Source organism: Streptomyces sp. NPDC007189 (assembly GCF_040703635.1).
Lineage (GTDB): Bacteria > Actinomycetota > Actinomycetes > Streptomycetales > Streptomycetaceae > Streptomyces.
In genome coordinates this window covers 508,617-527,039 of sequence record NZ_JBEYEY010000003.1, presented here as the reverse complement: position 1 = coordinate 527,039, position 18,423 = coordinate 508,617, and the positions used below count along the sequence as shown (strand labels likewise).

The 18,423-nt window shown below is 73.7% G+C and carries 20 protein-coding genes and 1 tRNA gene; 14 read left to right on the top strand and 7 right to left on the bottom strand.

Going from position 1 to position 18,423, the window contains the following annotated elements; genetic code table 11:
• Positions 1-63 precede the first annotated feature (63 nt).
• Both cobF and AB0950_RS08510 read left to right on the top strand, forming a co-directional pair.
• Positions 64-837: a precorrin-6A synthase (deacetylating) gene (gene cobF / locus AB0950_RS08515; protein WP_360156675.1), complete on the top strand. Its 774-nt coding sequence runs from the start codon at positions 64-66 to the stop codon at positions 835-837.
• Between the two features lie 32 nt (positions 838-869).
• Positions 870-1,262 (top strand): hypothetical protein, encoded by a 393-nt coding sequence (locus AB0950_RS08510; protein WP_366778127.1) that lies wholly within the window; start codon positions 870-872, stop codon positions 1,260-1,262.
• Here AB0950_RS08510 and AB0950_RS08505 read toward each other — a convergent pair.
• Positions 1,249-1,995, bottom strand: a complete 747-nt coding sequence (locus tag AB0950_RS08505; RefSeq protein WP_360574164.1) for a cobalt-precorrin-6A reductase — start codon at positions 1,993-1,995, stop codon at positions 1,249-1,251. The genes AB0950_RS08510 and AB0950_RS08505 overlap by 14 nt on opposite strands.
• A gap of 70 nt (positions 1,996-2,065) precedes the next feature.
• On the opposite strand from AB0950_RS08505, the gene AB0950_RS08500 reads away from it, so the two are divergent.
• Positions 2,066-2,845, top strand: a complete 780-nt coding sequence (locus tag AB0950_RS08500; protein WP_360157185.1) for an HAD-IIA family hydrolase — start codon at positions 2,066-2,068, stop codon at positions 2,843-2,845.
• On the opposite strand, the gene AB0950_RS08495 is transcribed toward AB0950_RS08500, so the two are convergent.
• The 3 genes from AB0950_RS08495 to AB0950_RS08485 form a co-directional block, all read right to left on the bottom strand.
• Entirely contained in the window at positions 2,834-3,607 is a 774-nt protein-coding gene (locus tag AB0950_RS08495) for a sulfite exporter TauE/SafE family protein (RefSeq protein WP_360156684.1), read from the bottom strand. The genes AB0950_RS08500 and AB0950_RS08495 overlap by 12 nt on opposite strands.
• A gap of 96 nt (positions 3,608-3,703) precedes the next feature.
• Positions 3,704-5,218 (bottom strand): long-chain fatty acid--CoA ligase, encoded by a 1,515-nt coding sequence (locus AB0950_RS08490; protein ID WP_360156687.1) that lies wholly within the window; start codon positions 5,216-5,218, stop codon positions 3,704-3,706.
• Between the two features lie 60 nt (positions 5,219-5,278).
• The gene (locus AB0950_RS08485; RefSeq protein ID WP_366778126.1) at positions 5,279-6,466 is read right to left on the bottom strand and encodes a thiolase family protein; all 1,188 of its coding nucleotides are present in this window, start codon (positions 6,464-6,466) and stop codon (positions 5,279-5,281) included.
• A gap of 151 nt (positions 6,467-6,617) precedes the next feature.
• On the opposite strand from AB0950_RS08485, the gene AB0950_RS08480 reads away from it, so the two are divergent.
• The 4 genes from AB0950_RS08480 to AB0950_RS08465 all read left to right on the top strand — a co-directional run bounded on the left by AB0950_RS08480 (position 6,618) and on the right by AB0950_RS08465 (position 9,030).
• Positions 6,618-7,427 (top strand): lysophospholipase, encoded by an 810-nt coding sequence (locus tag AB0950_RS08480; RefSeq protein WP_366778125.1) that lies wholly within the window; start codon positions 6,618-6,620, stop codon positions 7,425-7,427.
• 85 nt (positions 7,428-7,512) lie between these two features.
• Positions 7,513-7,998, top strand: a complete 486-nt coding sequence (locus tag AB0950_RS08475; protein ID WP_360156696.1) for a DNA starvation/stationary phase protection protein — start codon at positions 7,513-7,515, stop codon at positions 7,996-7,998.
• A 37-nt stretch (positions 7,999-8,035) separates the two neighbouring features.
• Positions 8,036-8,368 carry a DUF3140 domain-containing protein gene (locus AB0950_RS08470; protein WP_360156699.1) on the top strand — a complete coding sequence of 111 codons (333 nt, stop codon included), beginning with the start codon at positions 8,036-8,038 and terminating at the stop codon, positions 8,366-8,368.
• A gap of 14 nt (positions 8,369-8,382) precedes the next feature.
• A complete protein-coding gene (locus AB0950_RS08465; protein ID WP_366778124.1) occupies positions 8,383-9,030 on the top strand; it encodes an endonuclease in 648 nt (215 codons plus the stop codon).
• 39 nt (positions 9,031-9,069) lie between these two features.
• On the opposite strand, the gene AB0950_RS08460 is transcribed toward AB0950_RS08465, so the two are convergent.
• Positions 9,070-9,924, bottom strand: coding sequence for a Cof-type HAD-IIB family hydrolase (locus AB0950_RS08460; RefSeq protein WP_366778123.1), 855 nt, complete (start codon positions 9,922-9,924; stop codon positions 9,070-9,072).
• Positions 9,925-10,139: 215 nt separating this feature from the next.
• Between AB0950_RS08460 and AB0950_RS08455 the strand changes: the two genes are divergently transcribed.
• From AB0950_RS08455 to AB0950_RS08435, 5 genes are all read left to right on the top strand, one after another.
• Positions 10,140-10,949 (top strand): SAM-dependent methyltransferase, encoded by an 810-nt coding sequence (locus AB0950_RS08455; protein WP_360156708.1) that lies wholly within the window; start codon positions 10,140-10,142, stop codon positions 10,947-10,949.
• A 47-nt stretch (positions 10,950-10,996) separates the two neighbouring features.
• A complete protein-coding gene (locus AB0950_RS08450; RefSeq protein WP_366778122.1) occupies positions 10,997-12,400 on the top strand; it encodes a glutamine synthetase family protein in 1,404 nt (467 codons plus the stop codon).
• Positions 12,401-12,402: 2 nt separating this feature from the next.
• Entirely contained in the window at positions 12,403-13,578 is a 1,176-nt protein-coding gene (locus AB0950_RS08445; protein WP_366778121.1) for an amidohydrolase family protein, read from the top strand.
• 16 nt (positions 13,579-13,594) lie between these two features.
• Positions 13,595-14,122: an NUDIX hydrolase family protein gene (locus tag AB0950_RS08440; protein WP_360574334.1), complete on the top strand. Its 528-nt coding sequence runs from the start codon at positions 13,595-13,597 to the stop codon at positions 14,120-14,122.
• 182 nt (positions 14,123-14,304) lie between these two features.
• Entirely contained in the window at positions 14,305-15,102 is a 798-nt protein-coding gene (locus tag AB0950_RS08435; RefSeq protein WP_360156717.1) for a hypothetical protein, read from the top strand.
• A 66-nt stretch (positions 15,103-15,168) separates the two neighbouring features.
• Here AB0950_RS08435 and AB0950_RS08430 read toward each other — a convergent pair.
• A tRNA-Pro gene (locus tag AB0950_RS08430) sits at positions 15,169-15,245 on the bottom strand.
• 126 nt (positions 15,246-15,371) lie between these two features.
• On the opposite strand from AB0950_RS08430, the gene AB0950_RS08425 reads away from it, so the two are divergent.
• Positions 15,372-16,079 carry a transketolase gene (locus AB0950_RS08425; RefSeq protein ID WP_366778120.1) on the top strand — a complete coding sequence of 236 codons (708 nt, stop codon included), beginning with the start codon at positions 15,372-15,374 and terminating at the stop codon, positions 16,077-16,079.
• Positions 16,080-16,111: 32 nt separating this feature from the next.
• The gene (locus AB0950_RS08420; protein WP_360156723.1) at positions 16,112-17,026 is read left to right on the top strand and encodes a transketolase; all 915 of its coding nucleotides are present in this window, start codon (positions 16,112-16,114) and stop codon (positions 17,024-17,026) included.
• Between the two features lie 70 nt (positions 17,027-17,096).
• Here the strand turns inward: AB0950_RS08420 and AB0950_RS08415 are convergent, their stop codons facing one another.
• Complete coding sequence (locus AB0950_RS08415; RefSeq protein WP_360574180.1) at positions 17,097-18,380, bottom strand: MFS transporter; 1,284 nt, start codon at positions 18,378-18,380, stop codon at positions 17,097-17,099.
• Positions 18,381-18,423 lie beyond the last annotated feature (43 nt).

Here is an 18,423-nt window from a genome sequence, read left to right as displayed (position 1 = left end):
CGGCGGTCGCCGGTGGTGCGGGCGGTGCGCCCGCTGTCAGTGGCGTACGGCAGACTCGGGGGCGTGCGAAAGATTCATGTCATCGGTATCGGCGCGGGCGACCCCGACCAGCTGACCCTGCAGGCGGTCAAGGCGCTGCGGAGCACGGACGTGTTCTTCCTGCTCGACAAGGGCGAGGTGAAGAGCGATCTCACCCAGCTCCGCCGGGACATACTGGACGCGCATCTGCCCGAGGGGGCGTACCGGGTGGTCCAGGCCCGTGACCCGGAGCGGGACCGGAAGGCGGGCGGGGCGGCGTACTCGCCGGCGGTGGAGGACTGGCGCAGCGCCCGCGCCGGGATCTACGAGCGGCTGATCGCCGAGGAGTTGGGCGAGGACGGCACCGGCGCGTTCCTGGTGTGGGGCGATCCCTCCTTGTACGACAGCACGCTGGGGATTCTCCAGGAGGTGCTGGCGCGCGGGGCGGTCGCGTTCGAGTACGAGGTCATCCCCGGCATCAGCAGCGTCTCCGCGCTGGTCGCCCGCCACCGCACGGGCCTGAACCGGGTGGCCCGCCCGGTGCAGATCACCACCGGGCGGCGGCTGGCCGAGGGCTTCCCCGAGGGCGTGGACGACGTGGTGGTGATGCTGGACGCGCACCAGGCCTTCCGGCGGTACGCCGACGACGACATCGACATCTACTGGGGGGCCTACATAGGCACTCCGGACGAGATCCTGGTCTCCGGTCCCATCGCCGAGGCCGCTCCGCGCATCGAGCGGGTCCGGGCCGAGGCACGGACGCGCAAGGGGTGGATCATGGACACGTACCTGCTGCGCAGAAACCCCGGGGAGCAGTAGGGGCGGTGCCGGGAGGTGACCGCCCGGCCCGCGTGCAACGCCGGCCGCACGCCGAGGAGTGGCCGCTGTTCGCGCCGCGGCGGCTGGTGTGCCGGTCCTGCGGGCTGTCGCGGTCGTGGGCGGGCCGGGGCATCGGCGTGTGGGCCGGCACGAGGGGCCCCGCCGAGGATCCGTACTTCCGCGCCCGTCTGTGGCTGCAGCGGGAGACCCGGCACGGCTGGCTCTGGGCGTACGACCTGCGGCACCTGGATCTGATCCGGCGCCATGTCGACGCGGGGCTGCGCGAGCGCGCCGGCCGGGACGCCAACGGGCCGAGGCATTCCCTGGTCGCCCGGCTCCCGGCCTGGATCAAGAGCGCGAAGCACCGGGACGAGGTCCTGCGTACCGTCGACCGGATCCGGGCGTCGGTCCTCACCCCGGGCTGAGCCCGAGCCGCTCCAGTGCGCCCGCCACGTCGGGCACCGCCGTCACCCCCTGCGGCAGCGGCGGGCGGCGTACGACGACCACGGGCAGGGCGAGTTCGCGCGCGGCCGTCAGTTTCGCCGCCGTCGCCTCCCCGCCGCTGTCCTTGGTGACCAGCACCTGGATGCGGTGGGTGCGCAGCAGCTCCGTCTCGTCGGCGACGGTGAACGGGCCGCGTGCGAGGATCACTTCGGTGTCCGGCGGCATGGGCGGCTCGGGCGGGTCCACCGACCGTACGACGAAGTGCAGGTCCGTCAGGTGGGCGAAGGCGGCGAGGCCCAGACGTCCGGTGCTGAGGAACACCCGGCGGCCGAGACCGGGGAGGGCCTCGGCGGCCCCGGACAGGGACGGGACGTCGTACCAGCGGTCGCCGGGGCCGGGGCGCCAGCCGGGGCGGCGCAGGACGACGAGCAGAACGCCCGTGGCCGCCGCCGCGCGGGCCGCGCCCGCCGTGATGGTCTCGGCGAAGGGGTGGGTGGCGTCGACCAGGGCGTCGACGTGGTGGGTGCGCAGCCAGCCGGCCAGCCCCTCCGCGCCGCCGAAGCCGCCGGTCCGTACCTCGCCCGCCACCGCTGCCGGCCGTGCGACCCGGCCGGCCAGGGACGTGGTGACCCGGACGCCGGGCCGGGCGGCGAGGTCGGCGGCGAGGCGGCGGGCCTCGGTGGTGCCGCCGAGGATGAGGACGTGCGCGGGCATAGGGGTGAGCGTACGAGGTGGTTCGGGCCGGTCCGGGAGCCGGGTCGGTACGGTCGGAGCCATGGAATCCGTGGCATCCGTGCGTGCCCTGCTGATCGACGTCGACGGTGTGCTCACCGTGTCCTGGAAGCCGCTGCCGGGTGCGGTGGAGGCGCTGCGGGCGGTCCGGGACGCGGGACTGGGGGTGGTGCTGGTGACCAACACCACCTCGCGGTCCCGGGCGTCCATCGCGGGGTCGCTGGCGGACGCGGGGTTCCCGGTGGGCGCCGAGGACATCCTCACGGCCCCCGCGGCCACCGCCGTCCATCTGGCCGGGGCCCGCGTGGCGCTGCTGAACAGCGGGGACATCGGGGAGGACCTGGACGGGGTCACCCTGGTCGGCGACGCCGACGAGGAGGCACCGGACGTCGTCCTGCTGGGCGGCGCCGGGCCGGAGTTCGGATACGAGGCGCTCAACCGCGCCTTCGGGCGGCTCCAGCGCGGCGCGCGGCTGGTCGCCATGCACCGGAACCTGTACTGGCGGACGGACGACGGCCTTCAGCTCGACGCGGGAGCCTTTCTGGCGGGCCTGGAGGCGGCCGCCGGGGTCGAGGCGGAGGTCACGGGGAAGCCGTCGCGGGCGTTCTTCGAGGCGGCCCTCGGGCGCCTCGGGGTCGGCGCGGACGAGGCGTTGATGATCGGGGACGATGTCGAGCACGACGTGCTGGCGGCACAACGTCTGGGCATCACGGGCGTGTTGGTCCGCACGGGCAAGTTCCTCCCGGAGACCTTGGAGCGGGCGAGCGGCACCCCCGACCACGTGCTGGACTCCTTCGCGGACCTTCCTGCGCTGCTGGGGCTAGCGCAGTAGGAGTTGCACTCCGCCCACGATGGTCGCCGCGATCACGAGTTGTTCGAAGAGTCGCTGGTTGATCCTGTTCACAGCCCACTTGCCGAACAACGCGCCGGGCACGACGAACACGGCCAGCGCCGCGTCAAGGAGCAGCGAGCGCCCGTCGATCAGTCCGAGGCCGGCGCTGAACGGCACCTTGGAGACGTTCACGATCAGGAAGAAGAACGCCGAGGTGCCGAGGAAGCCCAGCTTCCGGAAGCCGGCCGACAGCAGGTACATCGACATCACCGGGCCGCCCGCGTTGGCGACCATCGTGGTGAACCCGCCGAGCACGCCGTACGAGCGGGCCTTGGCGCGGCCGGTGCGCGTGGTCACCGCCTCCGGCGCCTGCGCCGCGTCCGCCGTACGCCGCCGCCACAGCGTCACCCCGGCCATCAGCAGCAGGATCGCGCCGATCGAGGTCCGGACGATCCCGTCGTCGGCCCACACCAGGAACAGCGTGCCGGCCACCACCCCGGCCGCGACGGCCGGGAACAGCCGCCACAGGGTGGGCCAGTGGGCGTGCCGCCGGTAGGTGAGGACGGCGAGCACGTCGCCGGCGATCAGGACGGGCAGCAGGATGCCGGTGGAGGCGCGGGCCGGGAGGACCGCCGCGAAGATCGCGAGGCTCACCGTGTTGGCCCCGCTCACCGCGGTCTTGGAGAAGCCGACGAGGAGGGCCGCGAAGGCGAGCGCCGCGAACCCCCAGCCGGATATGTGCCAGAGCGTCATCGTGTTCATGCGGGGACCGATGCTATGTCCGGACAAGCCTCCGGCGTAAGGACCGTCTCGCCAGGTGGCCCCTGCCGCGGCCCCCGCCGCCCGCTGGGGGCGCCTTTACGCCTGCTCGGCGTACTGCGCCCGCAGTTCCCGCTTCAGCACCTTCATGCTGGGCCCGAGCGGCATCGCGTCGGTGAACTCCACGCGCCGCGGGTACTTGTGCCGGCCCAGGTGCTCCTTGGACCACTCGGTGATCGCGGCGGCGTCGGGCGCCGCGCCCGGCGCCGGTACGACGACGGCGCACACCTCCTCGCCGTGCAGTTCGTCGGGCAGCCCGATGACCGCGACCTGGGCGATGCCGGGGTGGCGCATCAGCACCTCCTCGACCTCCCTCGGGTAGACGTTGTAGCCGCCGCGGATGATGACGTCCTTCTTGCGGTCGACGATCCTGAGGAAGCCGTCCTCGTCCTTGGTGCCGAGGTCGCCGGTGCGGAACCAGCCGTCGACCACGGCCTCGGCGGTGGCCTCGGGCCGGCCGAGGTAGCCGGAGAAGACGTTGTGGCCGCGGATGACGACCTCGCCCAGCTCGCCCGGCGGCAGCACTTCGATGCGGCCCTCGGCCTCGGCGCGGGCGATCTCCACGTCGATGCCCCACAGCGGGTGGCCGATGGTGCCGGGGCGGGTGCCGAACACGGGCTGGTTGACGGTGGCCGTCGGCGAGGTCTCCGACAGCCCGTACCCCTCGTAGATCTTGGCACCGAAGGCCTTTTCGAACCGCTCCAGCACGGCGACCGGGAGCGAGGCCCCGCCGGAGATGCACACGCGCAGGGCGGGCAGCGCGTCGGCGTCCTGGGCCGCCGCGGCGAGCGCGACGAACATGGTGGGCACGCCGTGGAAGGTGTTCACGCCCTCCTTGACCATCAGCTCGATGGCGCGGGCCGCGTCGAAGCGGGGCAGCAGCACGAGCGTGGCGCCCGCCCGCCAGGTGGAGTTGAGCGACACCGTCTGCCCGAAGGCGTGGAACAGCGGCAGCGCGCCGAGGGCGATGTCGTCGGCGCGGATGTCGTTGGCGTCGAAGGCGTTGACGGTCGCGTTCATCACGAGGTTGAAGTGGCTGAGCACGGCGCCCTTCGGGACGCCGGTCGTGCCGCTCGTGTAGAAGACGACCGCCGGGTCGTCGGCGGCGCGGGTGACGTACGAGCGCAGCGGCTCGGCGCCGGCCGCGAGCTTGTCGAACTCCTCGCCCAGGACGGCGACGCGGACGCCGGTGGCCTCGGCGGCGGCCCGGCCGGTCGCCGCCTGGGCCGGGTGGACGAGCAGCAGGGTGGCGCCGCTGTCCTTCAGCACGTGCTCGACCTCGCCGGCCGACAGCAGCAGGTGGACGGGGACGACGACTCCGCCCGCCGCGACGACGGCGTAGTAGGCGACGGGGAACTCGGCGGTGTTGGGGGCCATCAGGGCCACCCGGTCGCCCGGCCGTATCCCGAGACCGGTGAGCGCGCCCGCCTGGGCCAGGGCCCTGCGCCACACGTCGGCGAAGGTGAGCCGCAGATCGCCTTCGACCAGGGCCGTCTTCTCGGGGCGGCGCCGGGCGTTCTCGGCGAGGATGGCTGCGACGGACAGGGTTGCCATGGGGTGCTGCTCCGTTTCGTTGCTGCGGCTCGGCTGACCGGTCCCCCCGTTGGATGTGCGCTAGTGCCGCTCGACCAGCACCGCGCTGCCCTGCCCCACTCCGACGCACATGGTCGCGAGGCCGCGCTCGGCGCCGGTGCGCCGCATGCGGTGCAGCAGCGTCGTCAGGATGCGGGCGCCCGAGCAGCCGAGCGGGTGGCCGAGGGCGATGGCGCCGCCGGTCGGGTTGACCAGGTCCGGGTCGATGCCCAGCTGGTCGACGCAGGCGAGGGCCTGCGCGGCGAACGCCTCGTTGAACTCGGCCTCGTCGAGGTCGGCGATGTCCCAGCCGGCCCGCGCCAGCGCCTTGCGGGTGGCGGGGACCGGGCCGATGCCCATCACGTCGGGATGGACCCCGGCGGAGGCGCCCGCGACATAGCGGCCCAGGGACTCAAGGCCCAGCTCGTTCAGGGCCTCCTCGCTGACCAGGAGCAGCCCGGCCGCGCCGTCGTTCATCGGCGAGGAGTTGCCCGCGGTGACCGTGCCGCCCTGGCGGAAGACCGGCTTCAACCTCGACAGCTTCTCCAGCGAGGTGTCCTCGCGCACGCACTCGTCCTGCTCGACGACGATGCCGTCCGGGCGCTCCACGGGCAGGAGTTCGTCGTCGAAGTGCCCGTTCTTGCGCGCGGCGGCGGCGAGCCGGTGGCTGCGCAGGGCGAACTCGTCCTGGCGCTCGCGGGAGACGCCGTAGCGCGCGGCGACCTCCTCCGCGGTCTCGCCCATGGGCAGCAGGCCGTGCAGTTCCTTCATCGCCGGGTTGACCAGGCGCCAGCCGAGGCGGGTGTCGTGGGTCTCGATGCGCTGCGGCAGGGCCTCGTCGGGGCGGGGCAGCACGAAGGGGGCGCGGCTCATGGACTCGGAGCCGCCCGCGATCACGATGTCGGCCTCACCGGCGGCGATGGTGCGGGCGGCGGTGGTGACCGCCTCGAGCCCGGAGGCGCACAGCCGGTTGACGGTGGCGCCGGGCACGGACTCCGGGAGCCCGGCGAGCAGGGCGGCCATGCGGGCCACGTTGCGGTTGTCCTCGCCGGCCTGGTTGGCCGCGCCCCAGTAGACGTCGTCGATCCGGGCGGGGTCCAGGGCGGGCACCTCGGCCACCAGGTGGCGGATGACGGTCGCCGCCAGATCGTCGGGCCGGACGGCGGACAGGGCTCCGCGCAGCTTGCCGATGGGGGTGCGGCGGGCGGCCGCGAAGTGGACGGGGCGCACGGCTTCGACTCCTGACCTACGACCGGCCGACGACACTGTCGCCCGGCGGACCACACGGGACTTAATTAGCACTGCTAGTTTTGGACTATAGACCGCCGACCGGCCCACTGGGAAGATCCCCCCGGAGCTTCACCGACTCACCGGAGGAGACATGCGCCACGTCCGCGAGCACACCCTCGACGGCACCCACGGCCCGCTCGCCGTACACGAGTGGCCGCACCCCGCGCCGAGGTACCTGGCGCTGCTGGCGCACGGCTACGGCGAGCACGCGGGCCGGTACGGCGAGCTGGCCGCGGTCCTCACCGCGCACGGGGCGGCCGTGTACGCCCCCGACCACGCCGGCCACGGCCGGTCGGCCGGCGAGCGGGTGCTGATCGAGGACTTCGAGGACGTGGTCACCGATGTGCACCGCGTCGCGGAGCGGGCCCGGACCGCGCACCCCGGCCTCCCGCTGGTGCTGATCGGCCACTCGATGGGCGGGCTGATCGCGGCCCGCTACGCCCAGCGGTACGGCGCCGGGCTGAGCGCGCTGATCCTGTCCGGGCCGGTGATCGGCGCCTGGGAGCTGCCCGGGCGGCTGCTGGCCCTGCCGGAGATCCCGGACACCCCGATCAGCCCGGCGGCCCTCTCCCGGGACCCGGCCGTCGGCGCCGCCTACGCGGCCGATCCGCTGGTGTGGCACGGGCCGATGAAGCGGCCGACGGTGGAGGCGTTCGCGCGGACCCTTCAGACCGTCGCCCAGGGCGGCGACGTGGGCGGTCTGCCGCTGCTGTGGCTGCACGGGGACGACGACCGGTTGGTGCCGCTGCCCGGCAGCCGGATCGGCGTGGAGCGGCTTTCGGGCTCCCGCGCGACCGAGCGGATCTTCGCCGGGGCGCGGCACGAGGTCTTCCACGAGACCTGCAAGAAGGAGGTCTTCGCGGAGGTGACCGGCTTCCTGGACCGGGTGCTGCCCCGCTGATCAGGCACGTTTGCGCCCCGGCCCCGTGGATACCCGCGCCCCGAGACCCGAAGGAACTATGACGGACCACGAAAGGGGCGAGGTCTTGACCGTCGTGAGGAGCACCCTGCCCGAGAGCGCGCTCGGGGTCACCGGCACCGCGCTGCAGGACACCCTGGTGGATCTGCTCGGGTTGTCGCTGATCGGCAAGCAGGCGCACTGGAACATCGTGGGACCGCGGTTCCGCTCGATCCACCTCCAGCTGGACGAGGTGGTGGCGACGGCGCGGGCCCACGCGGACACGGTCGCCGAGCGTGCCGCCGCGCTGGGCGTCCCTCCGGACGGCCGGCCGGAGACCATCGCCGCGACCTTCGCGCTGCCCGGCGCCAAGGACGGCTGGCTGCGCGACACGGAGGTCGTCGAGTTGATGGTCTCGGCGCTTCGGGAGGCGATCGGGCGGCTGCGCGAGCGGATCGCCGCCACCGAGAAGGCCGACCCGGTCACCCAGGACCTGTTGATCTCCATCACCGCCGACCTGGAGAAGCAGCACTGGATGTTCGAGGCCGAGAACCAGCCGCGGGACGCCGGCTGACCAGCGGCGGCGGAACCGTACACGGAAGGGGAAACCCATGGCCGACTCCCCCGAACTCGACACGCTGTGGGACGACTTCCACCGCGTGGTGAACATGACCTCGGCGGAACTCGCCGACTGGCTGAGGGTCCGGGACTCCGGCCAGGCGACCGAGCCGCTGCCCGAGCAGGCGGGCCCGCCGCTCGGACAGCATGTCCTGGCGATCCTCGCCAAGCGCCGTACGGACCTCACCGACGACGACGTCCGCGTGATGCGGGAGGTCGTGGACACCGTCGGTGAGCTGGTGGACGTGGAGGACGAGCCGGAGGCGGAGGACACCCGCCGTCGGCACGAGCTGATGTCGATGGGCCACGACCCGCTCAAGCCCTAGCCGGGAGCGCCGGCATGAACCGCGACGAACGCGTCGTACGCGCGCTGCTGTCGGAGTACGGGCAGACGTACGCCGAGGAAGCGGGCATCAGGCTGCAGGACACCCCGCAGCCGCTGTACCGGCTGCTCGTGCTGGCCCTGCTGCTCAGCGCCCGGATCCGCGCCTCGGTCGCGGTGGCCGCCGCGCGGGAACTGCACAAGGACCACCTCGACAGCCCGCGCCGCATGGCCGGCGCCGACTGGCAGCAACGGGTGGACGCCCTCGGCCGCGGCGGCTACCGGCGCTACGACGAGCGGACCGCCACCCAACTCGGGGACGGCGCCGAGCTGTTGCTGGACCGCTGGGCCGGGGATCTGCGCCGGCTGCACGAGGAGGCGCACGGCGACACCGGTGAACTCAAGCGGCTGCTCCAGGAGGAGCCGGGCGTCGGCCCGGCCGGCGCGGACATCTTCCTGCGCGAGGCGCAGCGCGTGTGGCCGGAGGTCGGGCCGTATCTGGACGGCAAGGCGCTGTCCGGGGCGCAGCGGCTCGGCCTGCCGAAGGACCCGGAGAAGCTGACCAAACTGGCCAAGAACACCGAACCGGCCGTCCTGGCCGCCGCGTTGGTGCGCGCCGCCCTCGACAAGGAGGTCGCCGAGGACTGCCTGCGCCGCGCGGCATGAGCCGGTGGCCGCCCGGCGCCTGTGCCGGCCCGGACCCGGTTACAGGCCCAGGACGCGGGAGATGGTGCGCAGCACGCCGTTGTCGTTGTTGGACGGGGCGAGGTGGCGGGCGCGGCGGACGACCTCCGGGTGGGCGTTGGCCATCGCGAAGGACCAGTGGGCGGCGTCGAGCATCTCCAGGTCGTTGAGGTGGTCCCCGAAGACCATGGTCTGCGCCGGTGTGATGCCGAGCGCCCGCTGCAGGCCGCGCAGCGCGGCGCCCTTGTTGGCGGTGCGGTTCATGACGTCCACCCAGTGCTCGCCGGAGACCACGACCTGGTGGGTGCCGGCGAAGCCGGCGAGGGCCGGGGCGGTGGAGCGCTCGGCGGACCCGAAGTCGAACAGGGCCACCTTGATCACGTCGTCCTCGACGGCGGTGGCGTCCGCCACGATCCGGTGCTCGACGTAGTACCTGCGCACCTCCGCGAGGAACGCCTCGTCGGTCCGCTCGACGTACGCCGCCCGCTTGCCGCACACCACGGTGCCGACGTCCACGCCGTCCGCGGCCAGCCGCCGTACCGTACGCACCAGCTCGGCGGCGACGGACCCGTCCATCGGGTCGGAGCTGAGTTCCACGCCGTCGCGGACCACGTACGTGCCGTTCTCCGCGATGAACACCATGCCCTCGGCGACCCGGGCGAACTGCCGGGCCAGCGTCGCGTACTGGCGGCCGCTCGCGGGGCTGAACAGCACGCCCCTGCGGCGCAGTTCGGCGAGCGCCGGCCACAGCTCGCCGGGGATCCGCTTGGCGTCGTCGAGCAGGGTGCCGTCCATGTCGGTGACGATCAGCCGGATGTCGGCGGGGCCCGCGGGGAGGGGCAGGGTGTCGGCGAGGGGCGTGGGGAGGGCGGGCATGTCCTGTTTCCGGTCGGGGACGGCGTACCGGTCCAGTGTTCCTCATGGCCGCAACGGCGTTCCGGGCGCACCGGTCCGCCGCTCCTCATGCCCCGGAACCTCCCGAAACGTCCCGAAGCGGTCCTGAACCGCCCGCGCTGCGCTGTTCCCGGGACAGCGCGATCAACGGACGGCACAATGACGGCGGAGAACCGCGAGCGGAGAAGGGCGGCGACGTGACCGAGGGGCACTCCCCGACGGCCGGACCGGCACAGCTGAACACCTCTGTGGCGCACAACGCGCGGGTGTGGAACTACTGGATCGGCGGCAAGGACAACTACGAGGTCGACCAGCGGGTCGGCGAGCATGTCGCCGGGATGTTCCCGGTGATCCGGACCGTGGCCCGCGCGGACCGGGAGTTCCTGTCCCGGGCGGTGCGGTTCCTGGCCGGCGAGCGCGGGATACGGCAGTTCCTGGACGTCGGCACCGGCCTGCCGACCGTCGAGAACACCCACGAGATCGCGCAGCGCATCGCCCCCGAGTCCCGGATCGTGTACGTCGACAACGACCCGATCGTGCTGGTGCACGCCCGTTCGCTGCTCACCAGCTCACCCGAGGGCGTCACCGACTACATCGACGCCGATGTGCACGACCCCGACGGCATCGTGCGGCGCGCCGCCGAGACCCTGGACCTGACCCGGCCGGTCGCGCTGATGATGCTCGGCATCCTGAACTTCGTCCTGGACACCGACGAGGCCCGGGACATCGTGCGGCGGCTCCTGGCGCCCCTGCCGCCGGGCAGCCACCTGGTGCTCACCCACCCGACCCACGACCCGGAGGTGGGCGGCGAGGGCAACCGGGCCGCGATGGAGTTCTGGAACGCCAACGCCACCCCGCCGATCACCGCCCGCAGCCGCGCGGAGATCGCCGGTTTCCTCGACGGCCTGGAGCTGGTCGAGCCGGGCCTGGTGCCCTGCTCCCAGTGGCGTGCCGGGACGGAGTCCGCCGCGGTGCCGCAGTACGGCGCCGTGGCCGTGAAACCCTGACGCCGGCGCCGGGCGGACCGGAGGACGGCGTGAGCCGAGGAGGACGTATGACCACCCTTGCCGATCCCGTGCCCGGCGGGCGACCGGAGGATCTGCGCCGGGTCGCCGGGCTCACCGCCGACCTCGCCGCGCGGGGCGTGCGCGGAATCGTGCTGGCCTATGTGGACACCGCGGGGGTGTGCCGGGTGAAGACGGTCCCGACGGCCCGGCTGGAAGCGGCCGTGTCCTGGGGGGTCGGCATGTCCCCGGTGTTCGACACCTTCCTCGCCGACGACTCGATCGTCACCACCGACGTCCTCGGCTCCCCCGACGGCGACCTCAGGCTCTACCCCGACCTGGACCACCTGGTGGCGCTGGCCGGGCAGCCCGGCTGGGCGTGGGCGCCGGTGGACCGGATCACCCAGGAGGGAGAGAGCCACCCCGGCTGCGCCCGGACCTTTCTGCGCCGGACCGTCGCCGGCGCGGCCCGGCACCACGGCCTCGCCTTCAAGGCCGCGATCGAGATCGAGTGGGCGGTGGGGCTGGACTCGGCGCCGCCCGGGGAGTTCGTGCCCGCGGCCACCGGTCCGGCGTACGGCGCGATCCGGCAGGTGGAGCTGAGCGACTACACCGCCGATCTGCTGGCCGCGTTCGACGCCCAGGGCGTCCCCGTCGACCAGCTCCACCCCGAGTACGCGGCCGGGCAGTTCGAGATCTCCACGGGCTCGGTGGACCCGGTGGCGGCGGCCGACCGCAGCGTGCTGGTGCGGCAGACGATCCGGGCGGTCGCGCAGCGGCACGGGCTGAGGGTGTCGTTCTCGCCCGCGGTGTCCGCCGAGGGCGTCGGCAACGGCGGCCACCTCCACCTGTCCTGCTGGCGCGACGGCGCGAACCTGCACGCGGGCGGCGAGCGCCGCCACGGCATGACCGCCGAGGCGGAGTCCTTCGCGGCCGGGATCCTGGCCCGCCTGCCCGCACTGACGGCGGTCACCGCGCCGAGCCCGGCCAGCTACCTGCGGCTGCGGCCCTCCCGGTGGGCCGGGGTGTTCACCGCGTGGGGCCGGGAGACCCGCGAGGCCGCGCTGCGGGTGATCACCGGCTCGGCGGGCCGCCGGGAGCAGGAGGCCAACCTCGAGGTGAAACCGGTCGACCTGGCCGCCAACCCCTATCTCGCCCTCGGCTGCGTCATCGCCGCAGGGCTCGACGGGATCGGCTCCGCTCTGCCCCTGCCGGAGGAGATCACCGGCGACCCCGCCCGGTACGGCCCGGACGAGGCGGCGGCCCTCGGGGTGCGGCGGCTGCCGCAGTCGCCGACCGAGGCCGTCGAGGCGTTCCGCGCGGACCGGGTGCTGCGGGACGCGCTGGGCCCGGTCCTCGCGGACGCGGTGACCGCCGTACGGCTCGGCGAGGCGGCGGCCGTCCGGGAACTGGACGACGCGCGGGTGGCGGCGGCCTACCGCTGGGTGTACTGACCGTGTCCGCGCCGGGACCGGTCCACGAGGCCCTCGCCGCGCTGGAGTTGGTGGACCACCACTGCCACGGCGCGGTGACGGCCGACCTCGCGCCGCAGGAGTTCGCCGCGCTGCTCACCGAGGGCGAGGCCTGGCCCGGCGTCTCCCCCTTCGACACTCCCGCCGGCGTGGCCGTACGCCGGCACTGCGCGCCGCTGCTGGACCTGCCCCGGCACGCTCCCCCGGCCGACTACGCGGCCCGCCGCGCGGCCCTGGGCTGGCGGGAGGTCAACCGGCGTTTCCTGCGCGCCGCGCACGCCGGGGCGTTCCTCGTGGACACCGGCTACGCCGCGCACCCGCTCACCTCCCCCGCCGAGCTGGCCCAGGCCGCCGGCGCCGCCGCGTACGAGGTCGTACGGCTGGAGCAGGTGGCGGAGTCGGTGGCCGCGCGGGGTGTGGAGCCGGGCGAGTACGCCGCCCGCTTCCGCGCGGCCGCCGAGGAGGCCGTGCGCCGGCCGGGCGTGGTGGCGGTGAAGTCGGTGGCCGCCTACCGCACCGGCTTCGCCCTGGACCCGGCGCGCCCGGCGGACGCGGAGGTGACCGAGGCCGCCCGGCGGTGGCTTCCGCAGGGCGGGCGGCTCACCGACCCGGTCCTGGTACGGCACCTGCTGTGGACCGCCGTGGACCTGGGGCTGCCGCTGCAGCTGCACACCGGTTTCGGGGACGCCGACCTGCGGCTGCACCACGCCGACCCGGCCCTGCTGACCGACTGGCTGCGCCTGGTCGGCGGCGCCGTCCCGGTACTGCTGCTGCACTGCTGGCCGTACCACCGTCAGGCCGCCTATCTGGCCGCGGTGTTCGAGCAGGTGTACCTGGACGTCGGTCTCGCCCTGCACCACACGGGCCCGGCCCGGTGCCGCGCGGTGCTGGAGGAGGCGCTGGAGATCACCCCGTTCCGGAAGCTGCTGTACAGCTCCGACGCGTACGGGGTGGCCGAATTCCACCACCTGGGCGCGCTGTGCTTCCGGCAGGGGCTCGCCGGTCTGCTCCAGGCCCGTGTCGACGCCGACGAGCTCAGCCTGCCCGACGCCCTGCGGATCGCGGCCTGGACCGGCCGCGACAACGCCCTGCGTCTGTACGGACCGCCCGTATCCGATCCGTCCCGCGATCCCAGCGGGCTCCCCACCCGGAAAGTATGATCAAGCAATGTCTGACATGACCGAGACGACGCCCGGCTGGCTGACCACGGACGAGCTGGAGATGGCCAGGGCCCGGATGCCGATCCTGTACGTCGAGGCCGTGCCCGTGCGCGTGGACGACAGCGGCGAAGTCACCAGCATCGGGCTGCTGCTGCGGATCGGCCCGGACGGGACGGTCAGCCGGGCCCTGGTCTCCGGCCGCGTGCTGCACCACGAGCGGGTCCGCGACGCCCTGCTGCGCCACCTGGAGAAGGACCTCGGCCCGGTCGCGCTGCCCCGCATCCCCACCTCGCTGCAGCCCTTCACCGTCGCCGAGTACTTCCCGACGGCGGGCATCACGCCGTACCACGACCCGCGCCAGCACGCGGTGTCCCTCGCCTACATCGTCCCGGTCACCGGCGACTGCCGCCCCCGGCAGGACGCGCTGGACCTCGTCTGGTTCAGCCCGCAGGAGGCGGCCTCCCCGGCCCTGCAGAGCGAGATGCCGGGCGGGCACGGGGTACTGCTGAAGCAGGCGCTCGCGCACGTGGGTCTGGCGTACTGACGCGGGCGGCGCCCGACCCGCCTGTCTACCAGGCCGGTCAGGCCGCCGACCAGGGGTTCCGCCGAGGCGTTCAGGTTGTGTTCAGGTTCCCCGGCGCTCGTGGCAACAGCAGCACCAGAGGCCCCAAAACTCTGGCAAAGGGGTCTGGGACGACGGCATTTGGGCGTGCGAGGGTGCGGGCCATGAGCACAGAGCACGTCCTCGACCACCGGCCGAGCGGTCACGCACGCGCGCGCATACGCGAGAGCGCGAACAAGGTGCCGGAGGTCACCGTCTACTTCTGGATCATCAAGGTCCTCACCACCGGCATGGGCGAGACCGCCTCGGACTTCCTCGCCCGTCTGCTGGGTCCGATACCGGCGGTCGGCCTCGGCGGCCTGGCGTTCGCGGGGGCACTCGTGCTCCAGTTCGCGGTCCGCCGGTACGTGGCCTGGATCTACTGGACGGCGATCGTCATGGTCAGCGTCTTCGGCACGATGGCCGCGGACGTGCTGCATGTGGGCCTCGGCGTTCCGTACACCCTGTCCACCCCGCTGTTCCTGATCGTCCTGGCCGCCGTCTTCGCCCTCTGGTACGCCGCCGAGCGCACGCTGTCCATCCACTCCATCCGCACCCGGCGCCGTGAGTTCTTCTACTGGGCCGCCGTCCTCGCCACCTTCGCGCTGGGCACCGCCGCGGGCGACCTCACCGCGACGGTCGGCCTCGGCTACCTGGGCTCGGTCGTCCTGTTCGCCGTGGCGATCTGCGTTCCGGCCGTCGCCCACCGCGCCGGCCTGCTGGGCGCGGTGACCGCGTTCTGGACGGCCTACGTCATCACGCGCCCGCTCGGCGCGTCCCTCGCGGACTGGATGGCCCTGCCGGGCAGGCGCGGCGGCCTCGGCTGGGGCCTGGGCCCGGTGACCCTGTCCTGGACGGTGGCGATCGTCGGGTTCGTGGCGTTCCTGGCGGTGTCGCGACGGGACACCGAGCCCGCGCTCTGACCCGGCCGGAGATGCGAAAAGGCCGTCTCCTCATCCCGAGAAGACGGCCTCCGACCGCTGTGAAGCTGGTCGGGACGACAGGATTTGAACCTGCGACCCCTTGACCCCCAGTCAAGTGCGCTACCAAGCTGCGCCACGTCCCGGTGCCGTTTGACCTGGGGTTTCCCCGGTCGAAACGCGCAGGGAAACAATACCGCACTCGGCTCCGTGGCCGCGCATCACTTTCTCGGCTTGACCTCAAGTTTGGTTGAGGTTGCACGCTCGGGGACATGAAGATCGCAAGCGACGCACGCCACGCACACGGCTACGACGACCTGCCCGGCCTGATGAGCCTGATGACCGGCGACGAGAAGCACGGGCCGGCGGCCACCTCCACCCTCGACGTGCTGTGGGTGCTCTACGACCGGGTGCTCCGGGTGACACCGGAGCGGCAGGACGATCCGGCCCGGGACCGGTTCCTGCTGAGCAAGGGGCACGGGCCCATGGCGTACTACGCGGTGCTGGCCGCGAAGGGCTTCGTGCCGGTGGACTGGCTGCCCGGCTTCGGCTCGTACGACTCCCCGCTCGGGCATCACCCGGACCGGCTGCTGGTGCCCGGCGCCGAGATCGGCAGCGGCTCGCTCGGGCACGGGCTGCCGATCGCGGTGGGCAGCGCGCTGGGGCTGCGGGCGCAGGGGCTGCACGATCCGGCGGTCTGGGTGCTGATCGGGGACGCCGAGCTGGACGAGGGCAGCAACCACGAGGCGATCGCCTTCGCCGGGCCCGCGGGGCTGGAGCGGCTGCACACGGTGGTGGTCGACAACTCCTCCGCCAGCCACTCCCGGCCCGGCGGGATCACCGCTCGCTTCGAGGCGGCCGGCTGGTCGGCGGTGAGCGTCGACGGACGCGATCACGACGCGCTGTACGCCGCGTTCACCGTGGCGCATCCCGGGCGGCCGCACGTGGTCGTGGCCCGCGTCGAACCGAAGAACGCCTGACTCTCCCCGCTCATCGGAAAGGGCACACCTTCATGGACACCATGCGTGACCGTTTCGCCCCCGTCGTCTCCCGGCTGCTGGACGAGGACCCGCGCGTCGCGGTGGTCCTCGCCGAGATCGGCAAGGACGCCTTCCGCGAGGCCATGGCCCGGCATCCGGACCGGGTGATCAACGTCGGCATCCGCGAGCAACTGCTCGTCGGGGCGGCGGCGGGGCTGGCGCTGACCGGGCTGCGGCCCGTGGTGCACACCTTCGCCAGCTTCCTCGTGGAGCGGCCGTTCGAGCAGGTCAAACTGGACCTCGGGCACCAGGACACCGGGGCCGTGCTGGTGAGCGCGGCGGCCTCCTTCGACTGGCCGGCCGGCGGCTACACGCACATGGCCCCCGGCGATGTGGCGCTCCTCGACACGCTGGACGGCTGGACCGTGCAGGTGCCGGGGCATCCGGACGAGGCCGAGACACTGCTGCGCCACGCCGTCGCCGCGGGTGACGACAAGGTGTACGTACGGCTGTCCGTGCAGGCCAACCGGCAGGGCCGGCCGATCGACGGCGAGCACCTCGTCACGGTCCGCGAGGGCCGCGGGGGCGTCGTCGTCGCCGTGGGACCGGTGCTGGACTCGGTCCTCGCCGCGACGGAGGGGCTGGACGTGACCGTCCTGTACGCCACGACCGTACGGCCCTTCGACGCGGCCGGTCTGCGCCGGGCCACGGAGACGGCCGGCACCGACGTCGTCCTGGTCGAGCCGTATCTCGCGGGCACGTCGACGCGCGCGGTGAGCGAGGCCCTCGCGGACGTGCCGCACCGGATCCTGGGCCTCGGCGTGGGCCGCCGCGAGCTGCGCCGCTACGGCACGATCGAGGAGCACGTGGCCGCGCACGGGCTGGACCCGGCGGGCTTGCGGGAACGGATCGGGCGGTTCGTGGCGCCTGCCCGCCGGGCCGGTTGAGCGTCACACGCGACTGCGGGTGTGGGGCTGGTCGCGCAGTTCCCCGCGCCCCTTCGGGGCGCGCCCCCAGTCACCGCGCACCCGCATCCGCTCGCACCAAGTCCCGTATCGCCGGAACCGCGAGCAGCGCCACCGCCACCCCCACGCTGGTCACGGCGGAGATCAGCAGCACGTGCCCGGCGCCGAGCGCACCCGCGGCCGGGCCCGCGAGGGCCTGGCCGACCGGCATCATGGCGAGGGAGCCGGCCACGTCGTAGGCGTGGATGCGGTTGAGGACGTCGGGCGGCACCTGGGTCTGCACGCTGGTCGCCCACATCACGCCCCAGAACGACATCCCGGCGCCCGCCACGGCCGCCCCGGCCGACATCGCCGGCACCCCGAGACCGGCGCCGACGGCCGCGGGGAAGCCGAAGAAGGCGAACAGGGACAGCGCACCGGCGCGGAGCATGCGGCGGGGCCGCAGCCGCAGGGCGAGCACGCCGCCGACGACGGTGCCCGCGCCGAGGGCGGAGTTGACCAGGCCGTAGGCGCCGGGACCGTGCCGCTGGACGACCTCGGTGGCCACCAGCGGGACGGTCGGACCCCAGACGGCGATCATGTAGAGGCACCAGACGGCGATCACGCCCCACAGCCAGGTCCGGGCCCTGAACTCCCGCCAGCCCTGGACCAGATCGGCCCTGAAGGCCCGCATCCCGCGGCCGGTCGCGGCGCGGGCGCCCTCGGGCAGCGGGGGCAGCCGGAGCAGCAGCAGGCACAGCGCGCTGGTCGCGTAGGTGCCGGCGTGCGCGGCGAACACCCCGCCGGGCGAGGCGAGGCCGACGAGCACACCGGCGACGGCCGGGCCGGCGAGCTGGGCGGCGGACTCGGCGATGCGGATGGCGCCGTTCGCGCCCTGGATGTCGGCGGCCAGCCGGGGCACCGTACTGGCCACGCCCGGCTGGAACACCGCGCCCGCCACGCCGTTGACGAACCCGATCGCGCAGATCTGCCACAGCACCACGTGCCCGGCGAAGAACAGGCCCGCGGCGAGGGACTGGGTGACGAGCCGGACGAGATCGGCGCCGATCATCAGCCTGCGGGTGCTGAACCGGTCGGCGATGACCCCGCCGAAGACGACGAGCCCGGCGAACGCGGCCGCCGTCGAGGCCATGGCGAGGCCGACCGCGCCCGCGCCGTACCCGTGTTCCAGCAGGCCGGCGGCGAGGGCCACGGGCAGCATGGTGTCGCCGAGGCGGGCGACGGCACGGGCGACGAAGAAGAGGGCGAAGTCCCGGGACCACACGGCCCGGCCGCCGGCCCCGGCGCCGCTCGCCCCGCGCGTGGTGATGTCGTGCCGTGCGTCCGTTCCCGTCATCGGATGCTCCCTCCCCGTCGCCGTACCCCGGTCTGCGCCGCGC